The sequence below is a fragment of the Exiguobacterium sp. FSL W8-0210 genome (genome assembly GCF_038006045.1).
Lineage (GTDB): Bacteria > Bacillota > Bacilli > Exiguobacteriales > Exiguobacteriaceae > Exiguobacterium_A.
Map to the genome: position 1 here is coordinate 405,259 of NZ_JBBOUK010000001.1, position 25,944 is coordinate 431,202.

A 25,944-nucleotide genomic window follows, 5' to 3' on the forward strand; every position below is an offset into this window, starting at 1 on the left:
TAGAACAGGGAAGGAAAAGTCTCAATTCACAGACGTTGCTCGAGCGCGAGTAGCGTCCGCTTCATATTTAGTCCGCCATGATAGCCAAGCAAATCGCCTTTTTTGCCGATAATCCGGTGACACGGGATCGCAAGCAGTAATCGATTTTTGCCGATTGCCGTGCCAATCGCGCGAGTAGCGTTCGGTCGGAAAAGACGTTCCGCGATATCGGAGTAGGTGGCGGTTTGACCGTACGGTACCGCACGTAGAGCATGCCAGACTTCAAGTTGAAACGGAGTACCGACTGGTGCGATCGGAAAGGAGAGTGTCGTCGACTGCTGATTCAAGTAGGCCAGCAGTTGCTCCGTATATGGAGCAAGCGCGGTGTCAGAAGCAATCCGATCGGCTCGGGGGAAGTGTTTCCGCGACCAGTCGTCGAATAACTCCTCCGGTTCATCCCAAGCGCCAACATAACAGAGACCATCTGCTGTAGCAGCGACCGGAAACGTATGCGTATTCCAGTGCAAACGAGTGAAGTACAGTTCCATGACATGTTTTCCTTTCTACACGAAATGAAGTGATGAATCCAAAAGAGGTGCTTCTGACGCAGAGGCACCTCTTTTGGATTACGCGCGCGAACCGACTTGTTGCCGCGGTGGAAGATGGATTGATTGACCAAATAAGGCTTCCATCGATTCCGTCAAGGCTTCGCCCCGACTCGGATGGGCCATGACAGGGAAGAGAAGATCCTCCCGTTTTGCTGTCAGTTCCAGCGCTTGGGTGAATTGTCCGACGAGACGATGGGCATCGTCCCCAATCATGTGAATACCAAGGATCAGTGATGTTTGCTCGTCAGCAATGACCTTGACGAACCCACTGCCACCTTCAATCGTCGTCGCTCCGTTTGCATTCAGCGGGAACTGTCCGCTCTGAACAGCATGTCCAGCTTCGACTGCTTCTTGTTCCGTCATCCCGACCGAAGCGATCGGTGGGAAGGTCCGTAGAACCGTCGGATAATACGGTGTCGTTGAATCGACGTCTTGACCAGCCAAGTGAGCTGCCGTTCGCTTCGCTTCATGAATCGCACGGATGGCGAGCTGTGGACCTGGTGTGACATCACCAATTGCGTAAATATGCGGTTGATTCGTTCGTCCAGTTGCGTCAACTGGAATCGTCCCGTCTTCTGCAAGCGTCACACCAATCCGTTCGAGACCGAGTGTCAAACTGTTCGGGATCCGGGAAAGAGACTGGAACAGATAGGCACCCTGATAGGCGACTTCTTCTCCGTTTTTCATGATGGTGACGGTCGCGTCCGATGAAGCCTCGATACGTGTCACGACATCCGACACGAGACGGATTTTTTGTTTTTTGAATGTCCGCTTCAGTTCCTTTTCAAGGCTTGGCTCGAGTGACAATTGATCCGCGAACAACGTCACCTCTGTCCCAAGTGCATGAAAACAGGCGGCCGCTTCGAGTGCTAGCGTGTCAGATCCAATGATCAATAAGCTCTCTGGTAGTTGCTCGAGTTGATAAAGCTGTTCGGCATTCAAGCGGCACGATTCCTCGTGCTGGATGCTGTGACTGCCGGTCGCAATGATGACGTCCTGGAACCGGTACGTATCAAACTGATGTCCCGACTCGACGCCGATCCGGTCCTCTGACAGGAAGGAGGCTGCACCAGAGATATGCTCAATCTGATTCGCCTGACAGAGGGCGACCACGCCTTGACGTAATTGTTGCACGACACGATTCCGGTAAGCATTCAGTTTGCTGAAATCATGGACAGCAGGGGCGGTGAATCCAAGGTCTTCAAGGTGCGGCAAGCGTAACATCTCTTCTGCTGCATGTGCATAGACCTTGGACGGGATACAGCCTCTGTTCAAACACAGTCCACCGAGTTCAGCTTGTTCAATCAATGTAACGTTTCGACCGCCTTGTGCTGCGCGAATCGCTGCCGTATAACCTGCGGGACCTCCACCGATGATCAGGAGATCCCGTTCTTGTGTAAGTTCGCCAACAACCATGTTAGATCAACTCCAAAAGTAGGGTAGTCGGATGTTCAATCAGTGACACGAATCGGTTCGTAAAGGCAACAGCCGTTGCCCCGTCTGCGACACGATGATCGAACGACATCGACAAATTCATCATCGAGCGAACGACGATTTGATCATTCTCATCGACACAGGCTCGTTTTTTCGTCTTATGGAAGGCAATCAGTGCTGTCTCCGGATAGTTGATGATCGGTGTTGCTCCCGTACTACCGAGTGGACCGACATTACTCATCGTAAAAGTGCTTGGTTTTAAGTCCGCTGCGCGCAAGGCACCGTTTTGAGCACGTTGTTGCAACGCGACCAATTGTTCATGCAGTTCCGTCAGTGAGAGCTGATCGGCATGACGGATGACCGGAACCATCAACCCGTCCGGTGTTTCGGTTGCCATGCCAAAGTGGAAATCCTGCTCTAATCGAATACATGCATTTGCTTCATCGAGTTTGGCATGAAAGACAGGATACTCTTTTAAGGCAACAATCAAGGCTTTAATGAAGAAGGCGTTGACGTTGATGTTTCGTCCAGCTGCTTTCCATTCGGCACGTAGTGCAAGCAAACGCGTCATGTCGACTTCCTCGAAGTGAGTGACATGGGGAATCGTGTACAGCGACTGGGTCATTTTTTTCGCGATTTGCTTGCGAATGCCGCGGAACGGAATCGTTTCCGGTGAGGTCTCTTGGTACGTGACCTCTTCAATGATCGGCGAAGCTGTCTCTTGTGGAGCAGTAGCAGTCTGGACGAAGCGAAGCACATCGTCCTCCGAGACGCGACCTGATGGATCGGAAGCCGTGACAGTTTCGATATCAATCCCGTGATCACGAGCGATTTTTCGTGTATATGGTGTCGCAAGGACCCGTTTTGCTGGAGAAACTTGAACAGGTGGGGCGGTGACAGCAACCGATGCTGGTTCAGGAGCGGGCGACGCTTCAGGTGTTACCGCGACTGGCATGTCGGAAGCGTTACTTGCTTCGATGTGCAATAACGTCGTACCGACTTGCACCGTCTGACCGACCGGGATGATGATTTCCTTGACGATTCCGGAGACGGGAGCCGGTAGTTCGGCGACCATCTTATCGGTCGCGACCTCGACGACCGGTTGATCCGTCGTGACATGGTCTCCGACTTGAACGAGATAATGGGCGATTTCACCTTCTGTCATTCCTTCACCGACATCATGCAATTTAACTTCGATCATGGCATTCAGCTCCTTAAAACTCGACCGTACGCTGAATCGTCGCAAGGACACGTTCTGGCGTCGGAATGTAATGGTCTTCGAGGGCGAACAGCGGGACCGGAACATCAAAACCGGTCACGCGGGCAATTGGTGCCCGTAAATAAAGAAACGCCGTATCGTTGATCAACGTGACGAGATCATTCCCGAGACCACCCATTGCTGCGGCTTCATGGACGATGACGGCACGACCCGTCTTTTGAACGGAAGCAGCGATCGTTTCCCGATCGAGCGGATAGAGTGTTCGTAAGTCGAGGACTTCGCAAGAAATCCCGCGTTCTTGAGCAGCCGTTGCTGCCTTTTGGGCTATTTGAACCATTGCTCCCCAGGCGATCAACGTCACGTCCGTCCCTTCGCTGACGCAGCGCGCTTTTCCGATTTCAACGGTATACGATTCGCTCGGTACGACTTCTTTGAATGAGCGGTAACTGCGCATCGACTCAAGGAACAACACGGGATCTGGATCTTCAATCGCAGCAATCAATAACCCTTTTGCATCGTATGGCGTCGCCGGGCAGACGACCTTGAGACCAGGCATCGATGTAAAGAGCGCTTCTGTGCTGTCGGAATGGATTTCCGGGGCCCGGATGCCGGCACCATAAGGCGCACGGATGACCATCGGCACACTGTACCGTCCCATCGTTCGCATCCGGATCCGGGAGACGTGCGTCATGATTTGTTCATAGGCAGGGTAGATGAAGCCGAGAAATTGAATCTCGACGATCGGTTTAAAGCCATTGATGGCAAGACCGATCGACGTACCGACGATGCCGGCTTCACTGAGCGGTGTATCGACGATCCGGTCTTCCCCGAACTCTTCTTGTAAGCCGTCCGTCGCTCGGAAGACACCACCGTTTTTTCCGACGTCTTCTCCAAGAACGAGGGTTGTCTCATCCTCCGACAATTTTGTCCGCAGGGCATCCGTGACAGCTTGAACGAGTGTCATCTCTGTTTGACGATTGATTGGTGTTGCCATCTCATTTCCCCCTTGCTAGCAGATACGCTTCTTTTTGTTGCTGGACATCAACCGGTAAGGTCGCGTACGTATGGTCGAACAGATCATTGACGTCTGGTGCCTTGAATTGCTCCATCGCAGTTACTGCCGCTTCGACTTCTGCCTGGTGCCGTTCCTGCAGCTGTTGCATCCAGGTTTCGTCAAAGTAGCCTTGATGTTGTAAGAACTGTTCAAGTCGATCGAGCGGATCGACCCGGTCACGCGAGCGGGCTTGATCACGGTATTTCGTTGGATCGTCTGCTGTCGTATGCGCACCAAATCGCCATGTGACGGCTTCAATCAATGTTGGTCCACCGCCAGAACGGGCACGCGCAACGGCTGCTTGCATCGTGAAATAGACGGCAAATGCATCGTTCCCATCGATTCGGACGCTTGGCATCCCGTAGGCGATCGCTTTTTGTGCGATCGTTTCGGAATGCATCTGTTTTTCGATCGGAACAGAAATCGCGAATTGATTGTTTTGGTTGAACAGAATGACTGGTGCTTGGAAGACACTCGCGAAGTTCATCCCTTCGTGGAAGTCGCCTTCAGACGTCGCCCCGTCACCAAAGTAGGCGACCGCGACGTTCGTCGTACCTTTTCGTTTTTCCGCCCACGCGGCGCCGACGGCATGCGGAATTTGCGTCGCAATCGGAACGGCAGGAGGGAAGATGTGTTTCTCAGACGGCACGCAACCTTCGACACGACCGTTCCAGTAGAGAAGGGTCCGCACCATGTCGGCACCGAACGTCAACGTCGCACCGTGATCTCGGTACGTCGGGAATAACCAGTCCTGCTCTGACAACGCCAGTGCACTACCGACTTGCGCTGCCTCTTGTCCTTCGAACGGTGCATAAGTGCCGAGGCGCCCTTGGCGTTGTAAGTTGATCGCCTTCCGGTCGAACGTCCGGATCCGATGCATCTGTTCATATAGGGTGAGGGCGAGCTCTTTCGTCAGATCGTGTTCTTTTGAGGCGTCGATGATACGACCTTCTTCATCGATGATGCGTTGAATCGGAAAATGTTGCTCCATGTCAGTCCCTCCTTCAGTGGTTACGGATATCCCATTTTGGTTTTGTCGTATTCGTGAAGATGTTGTTGTGTTTTGCCCGGATCTGCATCCGTTTTTCACACATCCGGTTCGCGGCTTCGACCGTCGTGATGTTTTCTGCTTGCGACTCCTTGAAGACTTCGAGCACGGCGTCATAGATGTGACGCGTCTTCAGGAGAACCCGTTCGTGATTTGCTCCGTACAGTTCGTCAGCGACTTGGATCAATCCACCACCGTTGACGATATAGTCTGGTGCATACAAGATGCCGCGATCCATCAAGACGTGCGCGAGCTGTTCATCTGCAAGCTGATTGTTCGCCGAACCGCAGATGGCTTTGCACGGTAAGAGGACGATATTTTGGGCGTGAATGACACCGCCATATGCACATGGAACGAAGACATCAGCATCCGTCAGATGAATTTCGTGAGGTGAGACGACGCGAACTGTGCCAGGTGCCATTTCGGCTTGGGTCACGATTGCTGCGAGCGCGGCTTCATTGACGTCTGAAACATAAATCGTCGCACCGGCGAGTAACAGTTGTTCGGCGACTTTGAAGCCGACCTTTCCAAGTCCTTGAATCGCATAAGTCGCGCGACTTAAGTCGTCCGAACCGAATAACGTCTCGATCGTCGCCCGCAGTCCATAGACGACACCTTCAGCCGTCGGGATCGATGAATCCCCGCTTCCGCCAAAGGCTTCCGGAATGCCGACGATGCGTGACGTCTCCCGGCTAGCATGAACGAAGTCATCCATCGTCGTGCCCATGTCGGTTCCCGTGTAGAAGCGACCACCGAGTGAATCGACGAAGCGACCGAAGGCGCGAAAAAGCTCTGGTGATTTATCTGTTGCCGGATTGCCGATGATGACGGCTTTACCACCACCAAAATCAACATCAGCGGCAGCGCATTTATACGTCATGCCACGTGACAGGCGGAGGACATCGTCAAGTGCTTCATCGACAGAAGCGTAAGGCGCCATGCGGCAACCACCGAGAGCGGGACCGAGCGTCGTATCGTGGATGGCGATGATTGCTTGTAACCCTGAGACAGGGTCGTTGCAAAAGACGACTTGCTCGTGACCCGCGATTTTTTCCATGATCGAGAGCGTTGGATTCGTAGATGGGTTTAACATGTTCATAGTAGAGTCCTCCTCTATCAAATATAAGTAAGCGCTTTCATTTTGTTGGAGCATTGACTTGCAATTTTTCTTGAATCCGGCTTTTTTCTAAAATGAATTGTGTTACTTCTCCTGTTCCAATGACCGCTTGTCCGTCTCGGACTTCGATGTCAGCGTCAACGCGACGTGCTGTGACGCGTGTTACTGTAGCGGTCACGATCAATCGTGCGCCTTCAGCTGCCATGCCAACATGCTTCAACGAAACCGCACCCCCGACACCTTCTTCGTCTGCCTCTAAGTAAGGCAGGATAAGTTGACGTGCTGCCCATTCCATATGGTAGACCATCGAAACAGTCGAGTATGCGGGATGAACCAATTGACCTTCAAATCGTGCAAACATATCTTGCGAGACGACCGCTTGAATCTCTGCTGTATCCCCGACAGCTAAACCTGGCTTCATCGTGATCCCCCTTCACTACAACGAATCCTCATTCAACCAAGTGGTCTTACCAAAAATAGTATAACACTTGTCACACGATATTTTATCAACCCGTTACAAAATGAGCAAATCATTTCAAAAATATTTTCCAAAAAAAGACTGTCTATCATGAAATCTCTTGTTTAATGTTGATTGATTTATCGATAAGGTGCGTTGAAGTGATAGAGTGAGAATCGTTTGGGAGCATTTAACAAAACAAGATTGACAACATTGTGAACGTATCGTACGTTAAATATATAACTAAAAACAAACGACCGTTTTATTATTGTATACATGATGAGGAGGTGCAGATATGTACGATCAACATCACGAAACGATGGATGCTCAAACGCGGGAGCAGCTACAAATGGAGCGATTGCGCCAAACGATGGAACACGTCACGCGCGTCCCGTTCTATCAAGAACGTCTGCAGACCTTACAGATGACGGCGAACGATTTTCAAACGATCGAGGATCTACGAAAGTTTCCCTTCACACGTAAACAAGATTTACGCGATCATTATCCGTTCGGACTATTTGCCGTCGAACGAGAAGAGGTCACCCGGATTCATGCCTCGTCTGGAACGAGCGGTAAACCGACCGTCGTCGGATATACGCAAGAAGATTTAGATGACTGGGCCGGTGCCGTGGCACGCAGTTTAGTCTTAGCCGGTGGATCACCAGCTGATTTGCTGCACAATGCGTATGGTTACGGATTGTTCACAGGTGGTCTCGGGCTTCATGCAGGAGCAGAAAAACTAGGCATGACGATCTTACCGATTTCCGGTGGCAACACGGATCGCCAAATCACATTGATCGAGGATTTCCGACCGGACGGAATCTGTGGGACGCCTTCGTATATTTTACGATTGGCAGAACGCATGATTGAACGTGGTATCGATCCGCGGAAAACAGGTATGCGTTATGGCATCTTTGGGGCCGAGCCCTGGTCTGAGGAGATGCGGCAGACACTCGAACAGACCTTTGATCTGCAGGCACTCGATATTTACGGACTCAGTGAAATCATGGGACCGGGTGTCGCAATGGAGTGTCAAGAGCAGGCAGGTCTGCATATCATGGATGACTTATTCATTACGGAAGTCGTCGATCCCGTTACGGGGGAACCGTTACCAGATGGCATGGTCGGGGAACTCGTTTTTACAAGCTTAAAAAAGAAAGCGCTTCCAATCATTCGATACCGGACAGGCGACTTAGCTTCGATCACGCGTAAAGTGTGTGCTTGTGGTCGGACGACGACACGAATGTCACGTGTCAAAGGGCGGACGGACGACATGCTGATTATCCGAGGGGTCAACGTCTTTCCGTCAGAAATCGAGCGGGTCTTGCTCCAACAACCGGACGTGACGCCACATTATCAAATCCATCTCGTACGTAAAGCCGGACTCGATGCTGTTGAGCTACATATCGAATTCGAAAATATCTCAGAACGACAAATGCGTTCGATATGTGACGCCATCAAGTCAGAATGTCTCATTTCCATTGATCTCGTCTGTCACCCGCATCAAGGGTTACCACGATCGGAAGGTAAAGCCGTCCGAGTCGTTGATCGACGCTCGACATCACTCGTCTGATTCAAAGGAGGAACTAGCATGTATGATGCAACACAACTGTTCGAACCCGTCCAACTGACGGAAGACGAAAAATTAGCACGCTTCAAGGAACGAATCGAGCAAGGTGAAAAGATCGAAGCCGATGACTGGATGCCTGCTTTTTACCGAGACACACTGATTAAACTGATTTCGATGCACGGTATCAGTGAAATCATGGGTGCACTTCCGGAAAAAGAATGGGTTCCAAAAGCACCATCGCTTCGACGAAAACTTGGCATCATGGCGAAGGTCCAGGATGAAATGGGGCACGGGCAATTGTTGCTTCGTGTCGTTGAGGATTTGATGAAGCCGTATGGCAAGACACGTGGGGATTTGATGGATGATTTATTTACGGGACGATTGAAATTTCACAACGTCTTCCACATGCCGACACGGTCATGGGCCGATGCCGGAATGATTGGTTGGCTTGTCGATGGGGCGGCAATTATCACGCAGACGAACATGCTCGGCGCTTCGTACGGACCGTACGCGCGTGCCTTGCAACGGATCTGTGCAGAGGAAGTCTTCCACGCACAACATGGGGAGTCAATCATCATGGTACTCGCAGAAGGAACACCGGAACAGCGGGCAATGATTCAAGAATCACTGGATGAGTGGTGGGAATCCTTGTTGATGTTCTTTGGACCAGCCTCGAAAGAGACGACCGGGACATCAAAACAGGACGTGACGATCGCTTATAAGATTCGGACGAAAACGAATGAAGAGCTCCGACAAAACTTCTTTACGAAGTACGTGCCACGGATTCGTTCACTCGGACTCGTCATTCCAGACCCGACGTTACGTTTTGATGAAGAGACAGGGCAATGGGAATATGCGCAGCCAGACTGGACAAAATTCAAGACAATTATCCAAGGGGGAGGACCACGTTCGAAAGAGCGACTGGATCTGCGCCGGACATCTTACGAAAATAACGCCTGGGTACGGGATGCACTCGCTGAAACGAAGGCATGAGAGGGGAAAGCACGATGAACGAGACGTTTTATCACGAATTCGAAGTCTTTAGCAAACGGACGCCGAACGCGGCGTTCACGCATCAATTCAGCTTGCTCGCTCCGAACAAGGAGATGGCACTGTTGATGGCGCAAGAAAATTTCATGCGCCGGGAACCGGTCGTCGACATTTGGGTCGTCAAACGCGAAGATATCCGTGGTTTATCACCCGATGAGAAGCAGATGCTCCAACGCCTCGATAATAAGGACTACCGGACAACGAAAGGATACGGCTACTTGAAGAAAAAATGGCGTCATTACGAGCAACAGATGCTCGATGAAAAAGAGATCATGTCTTGGCAAGGAGGCGATTCCAAATGACGGAACAAGAACGGACGGCACTCGCCTCCTTACTGTATCAACTCGCAGATGATGACTTTCTCTATGCGTATCGTGGTTCGGAATGGCTCGGGCTCGCACCGCATATCGAAGAGGACGTCGCTTCATCCTCGATCGCGCAAGATTCGATGGGGCACGCGGCGATGTATTACCAACTCCTTGAGGAACTTGGTGAAGGGAATGCTGATGCGTTAGCCCACGTCCGCTTGGCACACGAACGGAAGAACTCGATTCTTGTCGAACGTGTCAATGGACCCGGCTACTATATGGAAAAACCCGAATATGACTGGGCATTCGCTGTCGTCCGGAACTATTGCTACACGGTCGCGAAAAAGATTCGGATTGATGCCTTGAAATCGAGCAGTTACGAGCCACTCGCTACGGCTGCCGTCAAGATCAACATGGAGTTGTACTATCATTTGCTGCACTGGCAAACGTGGTTCACCCAGCTCTACCAATCGACGGAGACGGCGCGACAGAAGATGGATGCAGCCTTAGAAAAAGTCCTTTATGACTTCGGTGACATGTTCGATTATGGTGAATACGGCCAACTGATCGAAGAGATGCGGTTGATTGAAGGGCAAGGGATTTTACTTGATCGTTGGTATCAGACGATCACACCGTTACTCGTCGAATTGAACGTGACCCTCCCAGAAATGCAGATGACACGCAACGGGCGGGACGGCGATCACACGGAAGACTTGAATGACGCGCTTGCGACACTCGGAGAAGTTTACTTGATTGATCAGATGGCGACGTGGTGAAAGGAGAGGGAAGCATGACGACGACACTCCATCACGCGATCCGGGAAGCCCTGAACGGGGTGAAGGATCCGGAAATTGATAGTGTCAGTATTTTAGATCTTGGCATGGTCGAGACGATGGACGCGGAAGCGACGGAGCATGGTTACCTGGTGCGCGTCACGCTTCTCCCGACGTTCCTCGGTTGCCCGGCGCTCGAAATCATTAAAAAAAACACCGAATCCGCCTTGCAGGTGATTCCGAATGTCGAACAGGTCGACGTCCAGTTCCGGTTTGATCCACCGTGGACATCGGACCGGATCACGGAACAAGGCATGCAAGGATTGAAGGAATTCGGCATCGCTCCTCCTCGGTTTGAGCAAGGGAAGTGGGAGATTGACTGTCCGTATTGTGGATCGACGTATGTGACGATGGAAAACTTATTCGGACCGACAGCATGTCGAAGTATTCTCTACTGTAAATCGTGTAAAAATCCATTCGAGGCGATGAAACCCGTCTCTACTCTCATGTGAAGGAAGGTAATCAATATGGCAAAATTAATCGCACTGTACAAACATCCGGAAAACAAGGAAGCATTCGATCAGCATTACTTTGAGGTCCATGGTCCATTGACAGCAAAAATTCCAGGACTGCAAGAAATGATTGTCACGAAAATCGTCGGCTCACCAATGGGCGGAGACGGAAAGTACTACTTGATGTGCGAGATGATCTATGAAAGTCAGGAAGCGATGCAAGCAGGTATGCGTTCGCTCGAAGGAAAAGCGTCCGGGAAAGACTTGATGAGCTTTGCGGGGGATCTCGTCACATTGATGATTGGTGAAGATGTCCATGCCGACACAACAGTACGTTAAGACGGAAATGGTCGATCGGATCGGTCGGATTCGACTCGACCGAACGGCACGATACAATGCGCTGAACCGAACGATGGTCCGGGAAATCGTCGAGGCGATGGAGACGTTCGACCGAGACGAACGGGTGACGGTCATCGTCTTGACCGGAAACGGAAAATCGTTCTCAGCGGGCGCCGATATCGAGGAGATGCTCGAGGCGACACCGATCTCGATGGAACTCCTCGATCCGTTCGCGGACTGGGACCGGATCAGTCGAATCAAAAAGCCGATCATCGCAGGTGTCCACGGTTTCGTCCTTGGCGGCGGCTTTGAACTGGCACTCGCTTGTGATTTAATCTACGCCGATCCCGAGACACAGTTCGGATTCCCGGAAGTCGGACTCGGCGTCATGCCAGGAGCAGGCGGGACGCAGCGCTTGACGAAATGCATCGGTCGGACGCGAGCGCTCGAGTGGCTCTTCACCGGAGACCGGATGAGGGCAGAGGAAGCGGAACGACTCGGTATCATCAACCGGGTGACGGCTGATGTCGAAGCGACGGTGCTGGCGATGGCAGAGCGGTTATCGAATCAACCGAGCATGGCGTTGCGGTTGATTAAGGACGCGGCAAACAAAGCCGTTGATTTATCGTTACAGGATGGGATGGAGCACGAACGCCGTAACTTCTATCTCTTGTTCGCGACAGCCGATCAAACAGAAGGCATGCTAGCATTTCTCGAAAAACGATCACCGATTTTCAATCAACAGGAACAGGAGTGAATACAATGTCGACAGTACATGAAAAAACACTTGAAATGAAACGGTCCGTCTATCATTTGCTCATCAACGGCGAACAAGTCGAGGGTGCAACAGGCGAGACATTTAAAACATATAATCCGGCAACAGGTGAAGTGATTGCGGAAGTTGCAAAAGCGTCGAAGGAAGACGCCGATCGCGCCGTTCAAGCCGCACGCGATGCGTTTGATCACGGGAAGTGGAAGATGTGGCCGGTCGGCCGTCGGGCACAAATCTTGAATAAGATTGCGAGCATCATGCGTTCCCGCTTCAACGAAATCGTCGAACTGGAGATTCTTGATACAGGGAAATCACTGGCAGCGGCGCAAGGACAAGTCACGCAAGCGATCGAAGACTTCGAGTTCTATGCGGGTGCAATCGTCGGCCACCGTGGTGTCGTCAATAACGTACCGGGACAATTCCATAACTACACGGAAAAAGAAGCGGTCGGTGTCTGTGCACAAATCATTCCGTGGAACTATCCGTTGATGATGGCAGCTTGGAAAGTCGCACCAGCAATCGCAGTCGGTTGCTCGGTCGTCGTCAAACCAGCGACATTGACACCATTGACAGCGATCATTCTCGGTGAGATTTGTCTAGAAGCTGGCGTACCAGCAGGTGTCGTCAACGTCATCCCGGGATCCGGACGCGAAATCGGCAACCATCTCGTTGAGCATCCTCACGTCGATAAAGTCGCCTTCACGGGCTCGACGCCAGTCGGTAAAGACATCATGGGACGTGCGTCCGAGACGTTAAAACGAGTCACACTCGAACTCGGTGGGAAATCACCGAACATCGTCTTTGAAGACGCGGATGTGACAGCAGCTGTTGATGGTTCGTTATTCGGGATCTTCTATAACAGTGGTCAATCGTGTGAAGCGCGCTCGCGCCTGTACGTCCACGAAGAGATCTACGACGCGTTCATGGAACAGTTCGTCGCGAAGACAAAACAACTCGTCCTCGGTAATCCGTTTGATAAAGGGACACACGTTGGAGCGATCATCGACCAACAGCAGGTCGACGTCATCGATGGATACGTCCAGTCGGCGAAAGCGGACGGCGCAACGATCGTCACAGGTGGTCACGCGACAGCACCAGAAGGATACGAAAAAGGGTTCTGGTACGCACCGACGATCATCACGGACGTCACGCACGAGATGAAAGCGGTCAATGAAGAAATCTTCGGACCGGTCGTCGTCGTCATGCCGTTCAAAGATGAAAAAGAAGCGATTCGCCTAGCGAACGATACATCATTTGGACTCGGATCAGCCGTTTGGACGAAAGATGGCGCGAAAGCGACACGTGTCGCGAATCAAATCAAAGCCGGCATCGTCATGGTCAACTGTCCGTTCTCTGCCTTCCCGGGCACACCGTTTGGTGGCTACAAACAATCAGGATTCGGTCGAGAACTCTGTATCGAGACGCTTGATCTGTACACGGAAACAAAAAGTATCTTGTCGTATTACGGCAGTCGTCCACTCAATCCGTTCGGACTATAAGCAAGAGGGAAGGCTGGAGTTCCGTCGGGAAGTCCAGCCTTTTTTAACAGCACAGGGGATAAGGGGGAATTCAGATGGTAGAACAACTCGTCGTCGTCGGATCCGGCGTCATGGGACGTGGTATCGCTTATGTGGCCGCACACCGCGGATTTCAGGTGACACTCGTTGATATTAAAGAGGAATACGTCAAAGGAGCACTGCAAGAATTAGAACGAATCGCGGAAAAAGGCATCATCCGTGGCAAGATGACGACAAGTGAGGTCGAGGGACTGTTCGATCGACTGCATCTGTCGACCGACCTAGCTGAGGCGGCACAACAAGCGGATCTCGTCATTGAAGCAGTACCGGAACAACTTAGCATCAAACAGCAAGTCTTTGAAACGCTAGAAGCGAATGCACGTCCGGACTGTTATTTCGCGACGAACACGTCGACGATGAGTCCAACGGAAATTGCGTCCTTTACGAACCGGGCGGACCGGGTCATGGCGATGCATTTCTTCAATCCGGTCCATCTGATGCCACTGATCGAGCTCGTTCGTGGTCTTGAGACGTCGGATGAGACGGTCACAGCTCTTGAACAGGTAGCGCGTCAGATGCAGAAGGAAACGGTCGTCATCCGTGAGTTTCCTGGGTTCGTGACTTCGCGGATCAGTGCGCTCGTCGGAAACGAAGCGTTCTACATGTTACAAGAAGGACTCGGGACACCAGAAGAGATCGATAAAGCGATCAAACTCGGCTTAAACTACCCGATGGGACCATTTGAACTCGGGGACTTGGTCGGACTCGATACCCGGCTCCATAACTTAAAGTATCTGCATGAGAAGCTCGGCGAAAAATACCGTCCGGCACCACTACTCGAACAGTATGTTAAAGCGGGCAGACTCGGTCGTAAAACCGGTCGTGGCGTCTATGACTATACGAATCGCGAGGTGACATCATGAAACGGGTCGCCATCATCGATGCCGTTCGGACACCGATCGGTCGCTATAATGGCGCGTTGCGTCAGGTTCGTCCAGATGACTTAGGAGCACGCGTCATCGAAGCGTTGCTTGAGCGTAATCCACAAGTCGATCCGAAGACGATCGAGGAAGTCATTTTTGGCAATGCGAATCAGGCGGGAGAAGACAATCGCAACGTCGCCCGGATGTCGGGATTACTAGCTGGTCTACCGGTCGAAGTCGCCGGTACGACGATCAATCGCTTATGTGGATCTGGACTGGACGCCGTCATCGCGGCAGCGCGTGGGATTGCCTTAGGTGAAGGTGATATCTATATCGCTGGTGGAACGGAAAGCATGACGCGTGCACCGTTCGTTCTCGCGAAGCCGGATCAGGCCAACCCACGTGGCAACCAGACGATGTACGATACGACGATTGGTTGGCGCTTCGTCAATGATCGTTTAGCAGATCAATACGGAACGGATTCGATGCCAGAAACAGCTGAGAACGTCGCCCGTCAGTACGGAATCTCGCGCGAAGCACAGGACGACTTTGCGTTCGAAAGCCAGCAACGCGCAAAACGAGCCATCGAGGCAGAGCACTTCACGGACGAACTGGTTGCGGTCACACAAACAGACCGGAAAGGTAACGTCAGCGTCTTCGACCGCGATGAACATCCTCGTCCTGAGACGACACGTGAGAAACTGGCGACACTTCGTCCGTTATTCCCAAATGGTACCGTGACGGCGGGGAATGCTTCAGGTGTCAACGACGGTGCGTCGGCGTTGTTATTGATGAGTGAAGAAAAAGCAAACGAACTCGGTTTGACGCCGCTCGGGTATTACCGGGCGAGTGCGACGGCAGGGGTCGAACCTGCCATCATGGGGATCGGACCGATCGACGCAACGGAAAAAGTCCTCCGACGGGCAAGGTTGACGGTCGAACAGCTCGATCAAATCGAGTTGAACGAAGCGTTTGCGGCTCAAAGTCTTGCCTGTATCGAAGCACTTGGTTTACCAAGCGAAAAAGTCAACGTCAACGGCGGTGCGATCGCCTTCGGTCATCCACTCGGTGCGAGTGGGGCCCGGATTTTGACGACATTATTGCATGAGATGCGCCGGACGAACCGGACCTATGGTCTCGCGACGATGTGTGTTGGAGTCGGACAAGGGATCGCACTCGTCGTCGATCGGGAGGGACTCGTATGATTCACTTAGAACGAGAAGGCTATATCGCAATCGTCCGGATTGATCGTCCAGAACGTTTGAACTGTCTCGATTATCCGACGCTTGTCGCTTTGCAAGAACAGGTCGATGCGTTATCGGTCGACCCGGAAGCGCGGGTCGTTCTGTTTACGGGAACGGGGAAAGCATTTAGTGCGGGTGCCGATTTAAAAGAACGCGTGCATTTAAACGAAGAAGAAGTCCGGCGTAATGTCCTTGCGATCCGGAATGTCTTCACTTCGATCGCACAATTGCCGCAACCAACAATCGCAGCCGTCAACGGTCACGCGCTCGGCGGTGGGTTCGAGTGGATCCTTGCCTGTGATTTCCGTTTTCTCGTCGAGGATGCACTCGTCGGCTTGACGGAAACTAGCTTCGGGATCATTCCAGGAGCCGGTGGAACACAACGCTTGCCACGACTGATTGGGGAGACTCGGGCAAAGGAATTGATCTTCACGGCGAAAAAAATCGATGCGATGACAGCAGAACGATACGGACTCGCGACAGCCGTCGTCGCTCGGGAAGCGTTGATGACGACGTGTCTTGAGTTTGCCCATCAAATGTTACAGAATGGTCCGATTGCCTTGCGCCAAGCGAAGCGAGCGATTGATCAAGGGCGGGATGTCTCACTCGAAGAAGGACTACAGCTCGAAACGGAAGCCTATGAAGTCGTCATTCCGACGGCTGATCGTCAGGAAGCGCTACAAGCCTTCGCTGAAAAACGAGCACCACGCTTTGAAGGAAAATGAGGATGGTCGACGTTTGAAATAACCCGTATACTAACGATACACACTATGAACGACTGAAGAGAGAGTGAATACCATGAGTGCGAACACCCAATCGATGATCTTTACGATTTACGGCGATTATATCCGCCATTACGGCAATCAAATTTGGGTCGGGAGTTTAATTCGACTCGTCAAAGAGTTCGGACATAACGAGCAGGCCGTTCGGGTTGCTGTGTCCCGAATGGTTAAACAAGGCTGGCTCGTCTCCGAGAAACAAGGAAATAAAAGCTTCTATTCATTGACACCACGTGGGGTGGAACGGATGGAGGAGGCCGCACGCCGGATCTACAGATCAACACCGCACGACTGGGACGGGAAGTGGCGGACGCTGATGTACACGATTCCGGAGGATAAACGCCAGATTCGTGATGAGCTCCGCAAAGAACTGACGTGGAGTGGGTTTGGCAACTTATCGAATGGGGTTTGGATCTCACCGAATCCACTTGAAAAAGAGGCGGAACGATTGATCGCGTCGTACGAGATCGAAGAGTATGTCGATTTCTTCGTCGGTGAATACCACGGTCCGAAGCAGGATCAATCCCTCGTCGAGCGTGCGTTTCCGCTGGAGGAATTGCAGGAGCGTTACGAGACGTTCATCACGGATTACAGCCGGCAATACATCGTCCATCAAAGTCAGCTCCAACTCGGAGAAATGACGGATGAACAGTGTTTCGTCGAACGGACGATGCTCGTACATGAATACCGGAAGTTTCTATTCACAGATCCCGGATTACCGCAAGAACTGTTACCAGATGCGTGGAGCGGACATCACGCGGCGCTCTTGTTCGAACAATATTACCGATTGCTCGCACAACCAGCGAGTCGGTTCTTCGAATCAATCTTTGAAGAGACGCACGATGTGTCGCAACGCAGTGCCTCGTACGATGCGGCGGAACATCCGCTGTTTGCGGAACGGTGAGCATTTATTCGAATGAAAAGAGCGGGACGGATCAGTTGATCCGCCCCGCATTCGTGTCATTCAGATGTGTTCTGTTCAGCAGATTCTGCGAGAATGTTTCGGAAGGCATATCCTTTATCGACATAAGAATCAATCGACTCCTGAATCATCGCAAGATCCGCTTCTGTTAGTTCACGCACGACTTTACCGGGTGAGCCGATGATCAACGAACGGGGTGGGAAAACTTTTCCCGATGGAATTAACGTATTCGCCCCGATGATGCATTCTTCACCGATCTCTGCGTGATCAAGAACGGTCGCACCCATTCCGACGATCGAACGACGTCCGATTTTGCAACCGTGTAAAATTGCGTTATGTCCGACCGTTACTTCATCTTCAATGACGACGGGTGCCCCTTCATACAGATGAATCGTCGCGTTGTCCTGGATACTGCATCGTTTCCCAATCGTAATCGGTCCTTCGTCACCGCGTAAGACAGCGTTGAACCAGACGGTAGACTCGGAACCGATCGTGACGTCTCCGATCAGATAAGCGCCAGGAGCGATGAATACATCGGAGGCAACGTTCGGATGAATCGATTGATACGGAATCTTCATAACAGAATACCTCGTTTCTATAATAAGATGAACTACTATTCATTCCATGTCAGTATAGCATGTGAGTGAAGTCGAGAACGGAGGAAAGACATGTTTCCGATTTGTGAGCTCTTTAAAATTCGATATCCTTTGATCCAAGGAGGAATGGGTAACATTAGTCATGCGGCGCTGACGGCAGCGGTTTCGAATGCCGGGGGACTCGGAACGCTCGGGTGCGGGACATTGTCGGTCGATGAAGTGGCGTCGCGGATTCACGAGACACGAATGCTGACGGATCAACCATTTGCTTTGAACATCGCGATTCGGGTGTCTCCTTATACGGAAGCACTGATTGATCTCGCGATTGCAGAAAAGATCCCGGTCGTCTCCTTATCGGCAGGAAACCCGGCACCGTACATAGCGCGACTTCAAGCTGCCGGCATCAAAACGATCGCGGTTGTCGCTTCAGTCAAACAGGCGTTAAAGGCAGAACAGGCGGGCGCTGATGTACTCGTAGCGGAGGGAGTTGAAGCGGCAGGTATCAATTCACCGCTCGAGTTGACGACGCTGACCTTGATTCCGCAACTCGTCGATCGGGCCAACATTCCGGTCCTGGCAGCGGGTGGGATTGGTGACGGCCGTGGACTGGCAGCTGTTCTGTTACTTGGTGCGGCTGGTGCCCAGCTCGGAACACGATTGATCGCGACGGAAGAGGCGAAGGTTCATTCGGCATACAAGGCGCACTTAATGGATGCGACCGATACCGATACACGTATCATCGGACGTTCCGTCGGATTCGTCCGACGTGTCCTTGATGGTCCTTACGTCGAACGACTCACAGCAGAGACACCTGCTGCTTTTCTCGATCAGACGAATGAGTCGTATCATATTACGGGCGCTCTTGAGGGCGATGAGGAGAAAGGGTATGTCAACGCTGGACTGGTTGCGGGATTGATTCATGATGTGCCGACTGTTGCGGAGTTGTTTACGCGCATGATGGCGGAAGCAGAGGAACAGCTGAAACAAACGACGACTCGTTTTACGACATGAGTATATAGTGAGGGACCCGTGATGCCACTTGTGGACAGCGGGTTTTTTCATGTTTTTTTGAAAATGGGACATTTGTCCTTTTCAAGTAGGGCACGAGTAAGGTCTACTCTAGTGTAGAGATTAAAGGAGGAGATGACGTGCAAGGAGTCGTGTTTGCTTTGATGAGCGGTCTGTTCATCGCCCTGCAAGGCATATTCAATGCGCGCCTTGCGACAGGCGTCGGACCGTGGTTGTCCGTATTGATCGTCCACTTTGTGGGTCTGATGGGTTGTTTAGTCATTTACAGTTTCGTACGAGATCGGAAAATCGGTGGCTTCCGTCAGTTACCGTGGATTTATGCAAGCGGCGGTTTGATTGGCGTGCTAGTCGTCGTAACGGAACTGACAGCAATCCAAAAACTCGGGATGACATGGGCGATGTGTTTATTACTCGTCGCACAGATTTTATGTGCGTTTGTGATTGATTTAAAGGGATGGTTCGGTGTCTTAAAAAAACAAGGAAATCGTGGTCAGTGGGTTGGTGTGGGTCTCATGCTTGCAGGAGTTGCGATTTTCTCACTTGCCTAAAGGGAGGGAATAAACATGGAAACCGTCATTCAACAGTACGGACTGGATACGATTTTGACGGAAGAGACGCGCGCTAGGTTGCGTCAAGAAACCTTCCAAAAAGGGGAACTCCTCTGTACGACAGGGGCAGCGATCGACCGGATGTACTTCATCGTCGCAGGCAAGGTCAAGATATCTGCTGCCTCGTCAGAAGGGAAACAGCGGATTCTGCGATTCAAGACACCACTGACAGTGATCGGTGACGCTGAGTTCATCAACGAACGGGAAGTATTGAATACGGTCGAAGCGGTGACCGACGTCGAGGTGTTGAGCGTACCGTATGCGATTTTACGCGAGCACAATACGACGAACGTCTTTCTGCAATTTTTATTACGCACGATCACAGCCAAGTGGTATGCCGACTCGAAATCAGCGTCGCATCACGTGTTGTATACCGTCGAAGAGCGATTTGCAGGGTATTTGTTATCGATCGCTTCTGAAGCCAGTGACAGTTTGTTTTATCAGGAGATGCGGACGTCGAACCTGCATGACGTCGCTGACTGGCTTGGAACGAGTTATCGCCATCTCAACCGGATCATCACGAAATTATGTGAAGAGGAGATTCTCGTTCGACGACGCGGGAAAATCATCATCGTCGATTTGGAGCGGATTCGCGAGAAGGCGAACGGTAACAGCTATGAGTAAGGAGGAACGAACATGGTAATAGGAATCGTGTGTGCCGTGTTGGCAGGGATGTTAATCAGTTTACAGACGGTATTGAATGCTCGGATGAGTGACGCGTTCGGTGCTTGGGCGACAACGACGCTGGTCTTCTTCGTCGGTTTCATCGGAGCAAGTGTCACGTATGTTCTGTTTCGTGGTGGAACAATCGGACAGATCCAAAACGTATCGCCACTCTATTGGTTTGGTGGACTTGTCGGTGTCGGCGTCGTTTTTTGTGTCATGCGTGGGATTCAGTTGCTTGGTCCGTCCATCGCGATCTCTGTCGTTCTGATTTCGCAGTTAAGCTTTGCTCTTGCTGTTGATACGTTCGGCTGGTTCGGTTTACCACAAATTGATTTATCGTTCGGTCAGCTCGTCGGTCTCGCCGTCATGGTATGTGGGATCTTCGTTTTGAAGCGGTATCAAGTCGTCGCGCCGGAAGAGAGGGCGAAGGATCAAGTAGAACGTGTTTCATGACTTATTTTTTTCATAACAATGAAACAGGTCAGCAAACAAATGTTTACTGACCTGTTTTTTATATGCATTTTTTGAATTAGACCGTCGTCGTATCTTTCCATTCCTGTTCGATGAAGGCATCACGACCAGAAGCAGCACGATCTTTTTTGTAGTGTTCTGGATTTTTCTTATGGAAGTCTTGATGGTACTCTTCCGCTGGATAAAATTCAGAAGCGGCATCAATCCGCGTCACGATCGGTTGTTTGAAACGGTTGCTTGCAGCAAGAGCGTCACGGGAAGTAATCGCAGCTTCATGCTGCGCATCCGTATGATAGAAGATTGCTGGCGCGTACTGCGTACCGCGATCTTGGAATTGACCTTCTGCATCCGTCGGATCCGTTTGGGGCCAGTAGAGTTCAAGTAAACGCTCGTACGGGAACAGGCTCGGATCAAACGTGATTTGGACGACCTCGAGGTGTCCCGTCGTTCCTGTTTTGACTTGCTCGTATGTCGGGTTATCGACGTGTCCGCCCATGTAACCTGATACGATTCCCTCGATTCCTGGTAATTCTTCAAATGGTGTCACCATGCACCAAAAACATCCACCTGCAAATGTTGCTTTTTCCATCTGTCTCTTCCTCTCCGTGGGAAATCCCCATTGTATGTCTGACAGCGAGAAAACGAAAACGACTCCTTCGCTTGGTTGCAAAAGGAGTCGCCGCTTTTTATCAACCAAAGCTTTCGCTTTGCTGGTCGTAGCACCTTGCTATGCGCAGGTTGCTGGGACGTCATCGATCCAGATCTCTCGGTCCACTCTTGATAAGGGTATATGAAGTTGATGTCATTCGTTATCATTGTTGTGATGATACCATTCACAAAGAAATAAAGTCAATCCTTAGAATTTAAGGCACGTAAAACGGTTGCTCCAAGTGTCTTCGCACCGATCAACAACGCTTGTTCATTGATCTCGTACTGTGGATGGTGCTGCGGATAGTTGACGCGACCGTCCGTATAGCCAGAGCCGGTAAAGAAATAACTACCCGGGACGTGTGTTAAGTAATGTGCGAAGTCGTCCGCCGCCATCATTGGTGTGAGTGCCCGGACGGATGCTTCCGGTAAGAAAGCAGCAGCTTCCTGAACGAGTTTTGTCTCATCCGGGTGATTCCAGAGCGCCGGGTAACCAGTCGTGAAGTCGATTGAATAGGTAGCACCGATGCCGGCACATGTCGTTTTGGCGACAAGATCGACTTCTTGCCGGAGCTGATGCCGCAGTGTTTCATTGAACGTCCGGATTTCCCCGACGATGCGTGCTTCACCCGTGACGATGTTCGGAGCCGTTCCCGCATGGAAAGAACCAATTGCAAGAACAGCAGGCTCAAACGGATCGACCCGTCGACTAACGAGATGTTGTAAGTTGCAGACGAGTTGCGCTCCAGCGACGAGCGCATCTTTTGTTTTGTGCGGTGCTTGCGCATGACCACCTTGACCATGGACGATGATTTCGAATTCGTCGATCGCACATAATGTATGTCCTTCCCGAAACCCAATCGTGCCAACCGGTAAATCATTTTCGAGATGTGTCGCGAAAATTGCATCGACCCCTTCGAGGACGCCGGCTTCGATCATTTGGATGGCTCCACCGGGAAAGACCTCTTCTCCATGCTGGTGGATGATCCGAATCGTTCCTTGCAATTGATCGCGTAACGGATAGAGTGTAGCAGCAAGGGCCATCACGATCGCCGTATGACCATCGTGTCCACATGCATGCATGACCCCGGGATGGATCGACCGGAAGGCAAGCGTCGTCTCTTCTTGAAGTGGTAAAGCATCAAAATCGGCACGGACCGCAATCGTCGGACCAGGCTGTTTGCCTTCGATCGTCGCGACGACACCACGACCTCCGACGGCTGTTTGATAAGGGATGCCCTGCTCCGCGTAAAAGTTTGCAATTCGTTCTGATGTGCGGACTTCCTGGAAAGAGAGTTCCGGATGTCGATGAAAATCACGACGTAACGCGATCATCGTCGGTTCGAATTGTTCAAGTGCTTCAAAAAGTTGAGTTTGCATCTTCAAGCTCCTTTGACGTGTGTCTTTTCGTGAAAATGGGTACAGATACAGGTAATCACGAAAGGGGATAATGAAACATGGGAGAAATCGTCGTCAACGCTGTACTTACAATCAAAGCAGGACTTGCGGATCAAGTCTTCCCGATTCTACAAACGGTTTATCATGCCTCACAAAAAGAAGAAGGGTGCTTACGTTATTCCTTACATCAATCGATCGAGGATGAGCATCAATTCATGCTGTATGAAGTGTATCGTGATGAAGAGGCACTTGAAGCGCATATCGCATCCGATCACTATAAAGCCTACCGTGAACAGATCGAGTTATACTTGATGGATCGACAAGTAACGAAATACGTCGAGATGACATTTTAACGTATTGCGATAAGAAGAGACGAACCCGTCGATTTCGACGGATTCGTCTTTTTTTGTCTTACATCGATTTAAATCCGAGGAAATGCTCTTGCCAACGCGGTTCGTAAATCGAGTTGATTTGAAGCTGTGAACCGCCTGCATGGATGAAGTGTTCGCTATCGAGCATGATTCCGATATGCGATGGACCATCTGTATAAGTGTTCTGGAAGAAGACGATATCCGAGCGTTTACCGCTTGCAATACTCGTCCGGCGATTTGTAAAGAAAGCACCGTACCAGTAGCCACGAACGTTCGTCCGACCACCGTATTTTCCGGCCTTGTTCGTCGCGTAGTGAATCAAACCGGAACAGTCAAAACCACCGTTCACGGCATCTTGCGAACCCCATGTGTATGGTGTGCCGATATGTTGGACTGCTGCTTGGATCAGCTTTTCACCACGCGTATTATTCTTTTTAACGACCCGTTTATCGGACGTGATCGTCACGGCGGATACAGGAAGATAAACAGGTGTCCAGCCTGACTGGATGACATAGAAGTTTCCGACTCGATGACGCGGATAAACCCGTTTGCCTTGTTCAACGAGTCCGCTACCTTTTGGACTTGTCGGACTCGCAAAGAACGACGTCGTCTGTTTGACCGTATAGATTTTCGCTCGGTCGATCGCTTTTTGTGTCAGTCCCATATCGGGTTTGCTCGTGCTGATATAAGGGTTGAGGACATAACCGGTTTGACCATTTGCCAGGCGAACTTGCCAAAAGTCATCATCAATCGATTTCAGACCAATCAGTTTTGTTCCTTTCTTCAAATAGGCAGCTGGGCGACTGTAAGCAACGTCGGCAGAGAAGAGTGGCGTCTGGTCCAGGTGGACATAAAATGTCGTTCCTTTTTTTGCTTTTGCCGTCGGCTTGTTCAGTCCGATGCGACTCGAATCGACGAAACCAAAGGTGTTTTTATATTTGACGCGTGTATAATAACCGCTTTTTCCGTAGATCGAAATCGAGGCCCCTTTTTTGAATGTGCCGATTTTTTTACCCGATAGTTTTGCCTGCGAACGAATGACGACATCGTCTTCCGTCACGTAGCGTTGGCCAGTGACGTCATACAGATCCGGCTTTTTCGTGACGAGATCCGTCGTCTTGACGTAACCGTAGACCGATCCTTTTTTCAAGCGTGTGTAACTGCCGCTTGTTCCGTAAATCGTTAGCTTATCAGCTCGTTTGACGGAATACATGATTTTGCTCTTCGTCGACGCAGATGTGTAGACGGACAAGTTGCGTTTCGCGTATCGTGTCCCGGTTGATGCATAGACTTTTCCAGTACCGAGATCAGCTGTCTTGACGTAAGCATGAACTCCACGGAAGATGATCCGGCTATAGGCACCGCTTGTGCCATACACCGTCAGCAGCGTATTCGTTTGATGTTGCTTTAAGACAGGACTTGAAGATTTGGCATCCGAATAGATCGGTGTAGCACGCTGAACATAGAGGCGTGCAGTCTTCGGATAGTATTTTAACGTACCGAGATGTGCCGTCAACACATAGGCATACTCGTCGTTTCGTTTGATTCGTGTAAATGACCCCTCGATGCCGTACGTCTGAAGAGAAGTATTCACAGGAAGCGATTGTACGACTTTTCCTTTCGTAGTCGCAGTAGCATAGACCGTCGTCTGCTGTTGGACGTAACGTAGCCCTGTTTCCGGATGGTTCACGACCTGCGCATCTGCTAAATCAGTTGTCAATACGAAAGCGTAACCCGTCTTAGTCGCAACACGCGTAAAAGTACCGATCGTACCGAACGTTTCGAATGCTTGATTTTGAGTGACGGCTGTCTTCGTGCTCGTCGTCTTCGGCTCAACGAAAAGAGAAGTCGTTCGTTTGGCATAACGCGTCCCAACTAATTTCGGAAGTTGCTCGAGTTGTGCCGTCGGTACGTAGACGTATTGCTCGTTCCATTTCAGACGCGTGAACGTGTCGAAAGTGCCGTATGTATCGATTCGCTGATAGGCGGGAAGTGTCGTCACGACGGTGGGGTCAAATGGTGAAGCAACTAATGAGAGTGGACTTTTCGACATCAGCGTAGCTTGTTTTTGAAAGACAGGTGCTGTTTGCGTTAACGCGTTTGTTGCGACATAAGCAGCGCCTTCTTGCCAACTGACACGAGTGAAGTCACCGTCCGTGCCAAGTGTCTTCAATGTCGTTCCTGCTGGTAGTTGTTGAATGACCGTTGTGGAATCAGCCGTTTGTAGCAACGCAGCATCCTCTTTCAAATAAGCCGCCCCGGTCGTCTCGGTGACTGTTTGTGTTTCTGCTGTCGGTTGAGCAGGTGGCGATTCAGCGAGCGCGGGTGCGGGTAAAACCGAGCTCAACATTAACGTTGCGGCAAGTCCAGCAACATAAGCAGTCCATTTTTTCATCAAGAGGTTCACTCCAATTCTTAAAATTTGTCATTATGAATAGTGTAGCATGCGCTTGTTTAAAAATTGATAAAAATCAAAAAAATAGGAGATTGTCCATAAAAAAACGGTATGCCTTGGCACGCCGTTTGAAGTCA

Annotated in this window: 28 protein-coding genes and 1 riboswitch; of the genes, 17 read left to right on the forward strand and 11 right to left on the reverse strand. The window is 51.0% G+C overall.

Translation table 11 applies throughout. The annotated features are described in order from the left end of the window. Nucleotides 1-26: 26 nt before the first annotated feature. The 7 genes from MKY22_RS02180 to MKY22_RS02210 form a co-directional block, all read right to left on the reverse strand. Nucleotides 27-527: a methylated-DNA--[protein]-cysteine S-methyltransferase gene (locus tag MKY22_RS02180; protein WP_341086271.1), complete on the reverse strand. Its 501-nt coding sequence runs from the start codon at nucleotides 525-527 to the stop codon at nucleotides 27-29. 78 nt (nucleotides 528-605) lie between these two features. Then, nucleotides 606-2,003, reverse strand: coding sequence for a dihydrolipoyl dehydrogenase family protein (locus tag MKY22_RS02185; protein ID WP_341086272.1), 1,398 nt, complete (start codon nucleotides 2,001-2,003; stop codon nucleotides 606-608). 1 nt (nucleotide 2,004) lies between these two features. Beyond that, nucleotides 2,005-3,222, reverse strand: coding sequence for a dihydrolipoamide acetyltransferase family protein (locus MKY22_RS02190; RefSeq protein ID WP_341086273.1), 1,218 nt, complete (start codon nucleotides 3,220-3,222; stop codon nucleotides 2,005-2,007). 13 nt (nucleotides 3,223-3,235) lie between these two features. Next, the gene (locus tag MKY22_RS02195) at nucleotides 3,236-4,234 is read right to left on the reverse strand and encodes an alpha-ketoacid dehydrogenase subunit beta (protein ID WP_341086275.1); all 999 of its coding nucleotides are present in this window, start codon (nucleotides 4,232-4,234) and stop codon (nucleotides 3,236-3,238) included. A gap of 1 nt (nucleotide 4,235) precedes the next feature. Beyond that, nucleotides 4,236-5,285 carry a pyruvate dehydrogenase (acetyl-transferring) E1 component subunit alpha gene (gene pdhA, locus MKY22_RS02200; protein ID WP_214861397.1) on the reverse strand — a complete coding sequence of 350 codons (1,050 nt, stop codon included), beginning with the start codon at nucleotides 5,283-5,285 and terminating at the stop codon, nucleotides 4,236-4,238. 13 nt (nucleotides 5,286-5,298) lie between these two features. Beyond that, the gene (locus tag MKY22_RS02205; RefSeq protein ID WP_341086282.1) at nucleotides 5,299-6,441 is read right to left on the reverse strand and encodes a Glu/Leu/Phe/Val family dehydrogenase; all 1,143 of its coding nucleotides are present in this window, start codon (nucleotides 6,439-6,441) and stop codon (nucleotides 5,299-5,301) included. Between the two features lie 37 nt (nucleotides 6,442-6,478). Continuing rightward, complete coding sequence (locus tag MKY22_RS02210) at nucleotides 6,479-6,880, reverse strand: thioesterase family protein (protein ID WP_341086283.1); 402 nt, start codon at nucleotides 6,878-6,880, stop codon at nucleotides 6,479-6,481. Between the two features lie 331 nt (nucleotides 6,881-7,211). Between MKY22_RS02210 and MKY22_RS02215 the strand changes: the two genes are divergently transcribed. The 12 genes from MKY22_RS02215 to paaX all read left to right on the forward strand — a co-directional run bounded on the left by MKY22_RS02215 (nucleotide 7,212) and on the right by paaX (nucleotide 17,607). Beyond that, entirely contained in the window at nucleotides 7,212-8,489 is a 1,278-nt protein-coding gene (locus tag MKY22_RS02215; protein ID WP_341086286.1) for a phenylacetate--CoA ligase family protein, read from the forward strand. Nucleotides 8,490-8,507: 18 nt separating this feature from the next. Next, nucleotides 8,508-9,479, forward strand: a complete 972-nt coding sequence (paaA, locus tag MKY22_RS02220) for a 1,2-phenylacetyl-CoA epoxidase subunit PaaA (RefSeq protein WP_341086288.1) — start codon at nucleotides 8,508-8,510, stop codon at nucleotides 9,477-9,479. A 14-nt stretch (nucleotides 9,480-9,493) separates the two neighbouring features. Beyond that, entirely contained in the window at nucleotides 9,494-9,838 is a 345-nt protein-coding gene (gene paaB / locus MKY22_RS02225) for a 1,2-phenylacetyl-CoA epoxidase subunit PaaB (RefSeq protein ID WP_023466991.1), read from the forward strand. Next, nucleotides 9,835-10,620: a 1,2-phenylacetyl-CoA epoxidase subunit PaaC gene (gene paaC, locus MKY22_RS02230; RefSeq protein WP_341086293.1), complete on the forward strand. Its 786-nt coding sequence runs from the start codon at nucleotides 9,835-9,837 to the stop codon at nucleotides 10,618-10,620. The genes paaB and paaC overlap by 4 nt, the downstream gene beginning before the upstream one ends. Nucleotides 10,621-10,634: 14 nt before the next feature. Continuing rightward, nucleotides 10,635-11,129 (forward strand): 1,2-phenylacetyl-CoA epoxidase subunit PaaD, encoded by a 495-nt coding sequence (gene paaD / locus MKY22_RS02235; protein WP_290778763.1) that lies wholly within the window; start codon nucleotides 10,635-10,637, stop codon nucleotides 11,127-11,129. A gap of 15 nt (nucleotides 11,130-11,144) precedes the next feature. Next, complete coding sequence (locus MKY22_RS02240; RefSeq protein WP_290778766.1) at nucleotides 11,145-11,468, forward strand: EthD family reductase; 324 nt, start codon at nucleotides 11,145-11,147, stop codon at nucleotides 11,466-11,468. After that, nucleotides 11,446-12,225 carry an enoyl-CoA hydratase/isomerase family protein gene (locus MKY22_RS02245; protein ID WP_341086300.1) on the forward strand — a complete coding sequence of 260 codons (780 nt, stop codon included), beginning with the start codon at nucleotides 11,446-11,448 and terminating at the stop codon, nucleotides 12,223-12,225. The genes MKY22_RS02240 and MKY22_RS02245 overlap by 23 nt, the downstream gene beginning before the upstream one ends. Nucleotides 12,226-12,230: 5 nt before the next feature. After that, on the forward strand, nucleotides 12,231-13,739 hold the full coding sequence (locus MKY22_RS02250; protein WP_058703594.1) for an aldehyde dehydrogenase family protein: 1,509 nt from the start codon (nucleotides 12,231-12,233) through the stop codon (nucleotides 13,737-13,739). A 74-nt stretch (nucleotides 13,740-13,813) separates the two neighbouring features. Continuing rightward, nucleotides 13,814-14,680, forward strand: coding sequence for a 3-hydroxyacyl-CoA dehydrogenase (locus MKY22_RS02255; RefSeq protein WP_341086308.1), 867 nt, complete (start codon nucleotides 13,814-13,816; stop codon nucleotides 14,678-14,680). Next, entirely contained in the window at nucleotides 14,677-15,885 is a 1,209-nt protein-coding gene (locus MKY22_RS02260) for an acetyl-CoA C-acyltransferase (protein ID WP_290778775.1), read from the forward strand. The genes MKY22_RS02255 and MKY22_RS02260 overlap by 4 nt, the downstream gene beginning before the upstream one ends. Next, the gene (locus MKY22_RS02265) at nucleotides 15,882-16,649 is read left to right on the forward strand and encodes an enoyl-CoA hydratase-related protein (RefSeq protein WP_290778778.1); all 768 of its coding nucleotides are present in this window, start codon (nucleotides 15,882-15,884) and stop codon (nucleotides 16,647-16,649) included. Before MKY22_RS02260 ends, MKY22_RS02265 begins: the two co-directional genes overlap by 4 nt. Before the next feature lie 73 nt (nucleotides 16,650-16,722). Further along, nucleotides 16,723-17,607 carry a phenylacetic acid degradation operon negative regulatory protein PaaX gene (paaX, locus tag MKY22_RS02270; RefSeq protein WP_023467002.1) on the forward strand — a complete coding sequence of 295 codons (885 nt, stop codon included), beginning with the start codon at nucleotides 16,723-16,725 and terminating at the stop codon, nucleotides 17,605-17,607. A 56-nt stretch (nucleotides 17,608-17,663) separates the two neighbouring features. Here paaX and MKY22_RS02275 read toward each other — a convergent pair whose 3' ends face one another. Further along, entirely contained in the window at nucleotides 17,664-18,203 is a 540-nt protein-coding gene (locus tag MKY22_RS02275; protein WP_035399020.1) for a gamma carbonic anhydrase family protein, read from the reverse strand. 90 nt (nucleotides 18,204-18,293) lie between these two features. Here MKY22_RS02275 and MKY22_RS02280 point away from each other — a divergent pair, with 90 nt between their 5' ends. The 4 genes from MKY22_RS02280 to MKY22_RS02295 all read left to right on the forward strand — a co-directional run bounded on the left by MKY22_RS02280 (nucleotide 18,294) and on the right by MKY22_RS02295 (nucleotide 20,977). Beyond that, on the forward strand, nucleotides 18,294-19,232 hold the full coding sequence (locus MKY22_RS02280; protein WP_290778783.1) for an NAD(P)H-dependent flavin oxidoreductase: 939 nt from the start codon (nucleotides 18,294-18,296) through the stop codon (nucleotides 19,230-19,232). A 137-nt stretch (nucleotides 19,233-19,369) separates the two neighbouring features. Continuing rightward, entirely contained in the window at nucleotides 19,370-19,798 is a 429-nt protein-coding gene (locus MKY22_RS02285) for a DMT family transporter (protein WP_058265576.1), read from the forward strand. A gap of 15 nt (nucleotides 19,799-19,813) precedes the next feature. Further along, nucleotides 19,814-20,482: a Crp/Fnr family transcriptional regulator gene (locus MKY22_RS02290; RefSeq protein WP_341086313.1), complete on the forward strand. Its 669-nt coding sequence runs from the start codon at nucleotides 19,814-19,816 to the stop codon at nucleotides 20,480-20,482. A 12-nt stretch (nucleotides 20,483-20,494) separates the two neighbouring features. Next, complete coding sequence (locus MKY22_RS02295) at nucleotides 20,495-20,977, forward strand: DMT family transporter (protein WP_214856060.1); 483 nt, start codon at nucleotides 20,495-20,497, stop codon at nucleotides 20,975-20,977. A gap of 76 nt (nucleotides 20,978-21,053) precedes the next feature. Here the strand turns inward: MKY22_RS02295 and msrA are convergent, their stop codons facing one another. Continuing rightward, nucleotides 21,054-21,584 (reverse strand): peptide-methionine (S)-S-oxide reductase MsrA, encoded by a 531-nt coding sequence (gene msrA / locus MKY22_RS02300; RefSeq protein ID WP_056063762.1) that lies wholly within the window; start codon nucleotides 21,582-21,584, stop codon nucleotides 21,054-21,056. A gap of 94 nt (nucleotides 21,585-21,678) precedes the next feature. After that, nucleotides 21,679-21,782: riboswitch (SAM riboswitch) on the reverse strand. 62 nt (nucleotides 21,783-21,844) lie between these two features. Beyond that, nucleotides 21,845-23,023, reverse strand: coding sequence for a M20 metallopeptidase family protein (locus MKY22_RS02305; protein ID WP_341086319.1), 1,179 nt, complete (start codon nucleotides 23,021-23,023; stop codon nucleotides 21,845-21,847). A gap of 77 nt (nucleotides 23,024-23,100) precedes the next feature. Here MKY22_RS02305 and MKY22_RS02310 point away from each other — a divergent pair, with 77 nt between their 5' ends. After that, the gene (locus MKY22_RS02310) at nucleotides 23,101-23,394 is read left to right on the forward strand and encodes a putative quinol monooxygenase (protein WP_029340705.1); all 294 of its coding nucleotides are present in this window, start codon (nucleotides 23,101-23,103) and stop codon (nucleotides 23,392-23,394) included. 58 nt (nucleotides 23,395-23,452) lie between these two features. Here MKY22_RS02310 and MKY22_RS02315 read toward each other — a convergent pair whose 3' ends face one another. Further along, entirely contained in the window at nucleotides 23,453-25,807 is a 2,355-nt protein-coding gene (locus MKY22_RS02315) for an SH3 domain-containing protein (protein ID WP_341086321.1), read from the reverse strand. Between the last annotated feature and the right edge of the window lie 137 nt (nucleotides 25,808-25,944).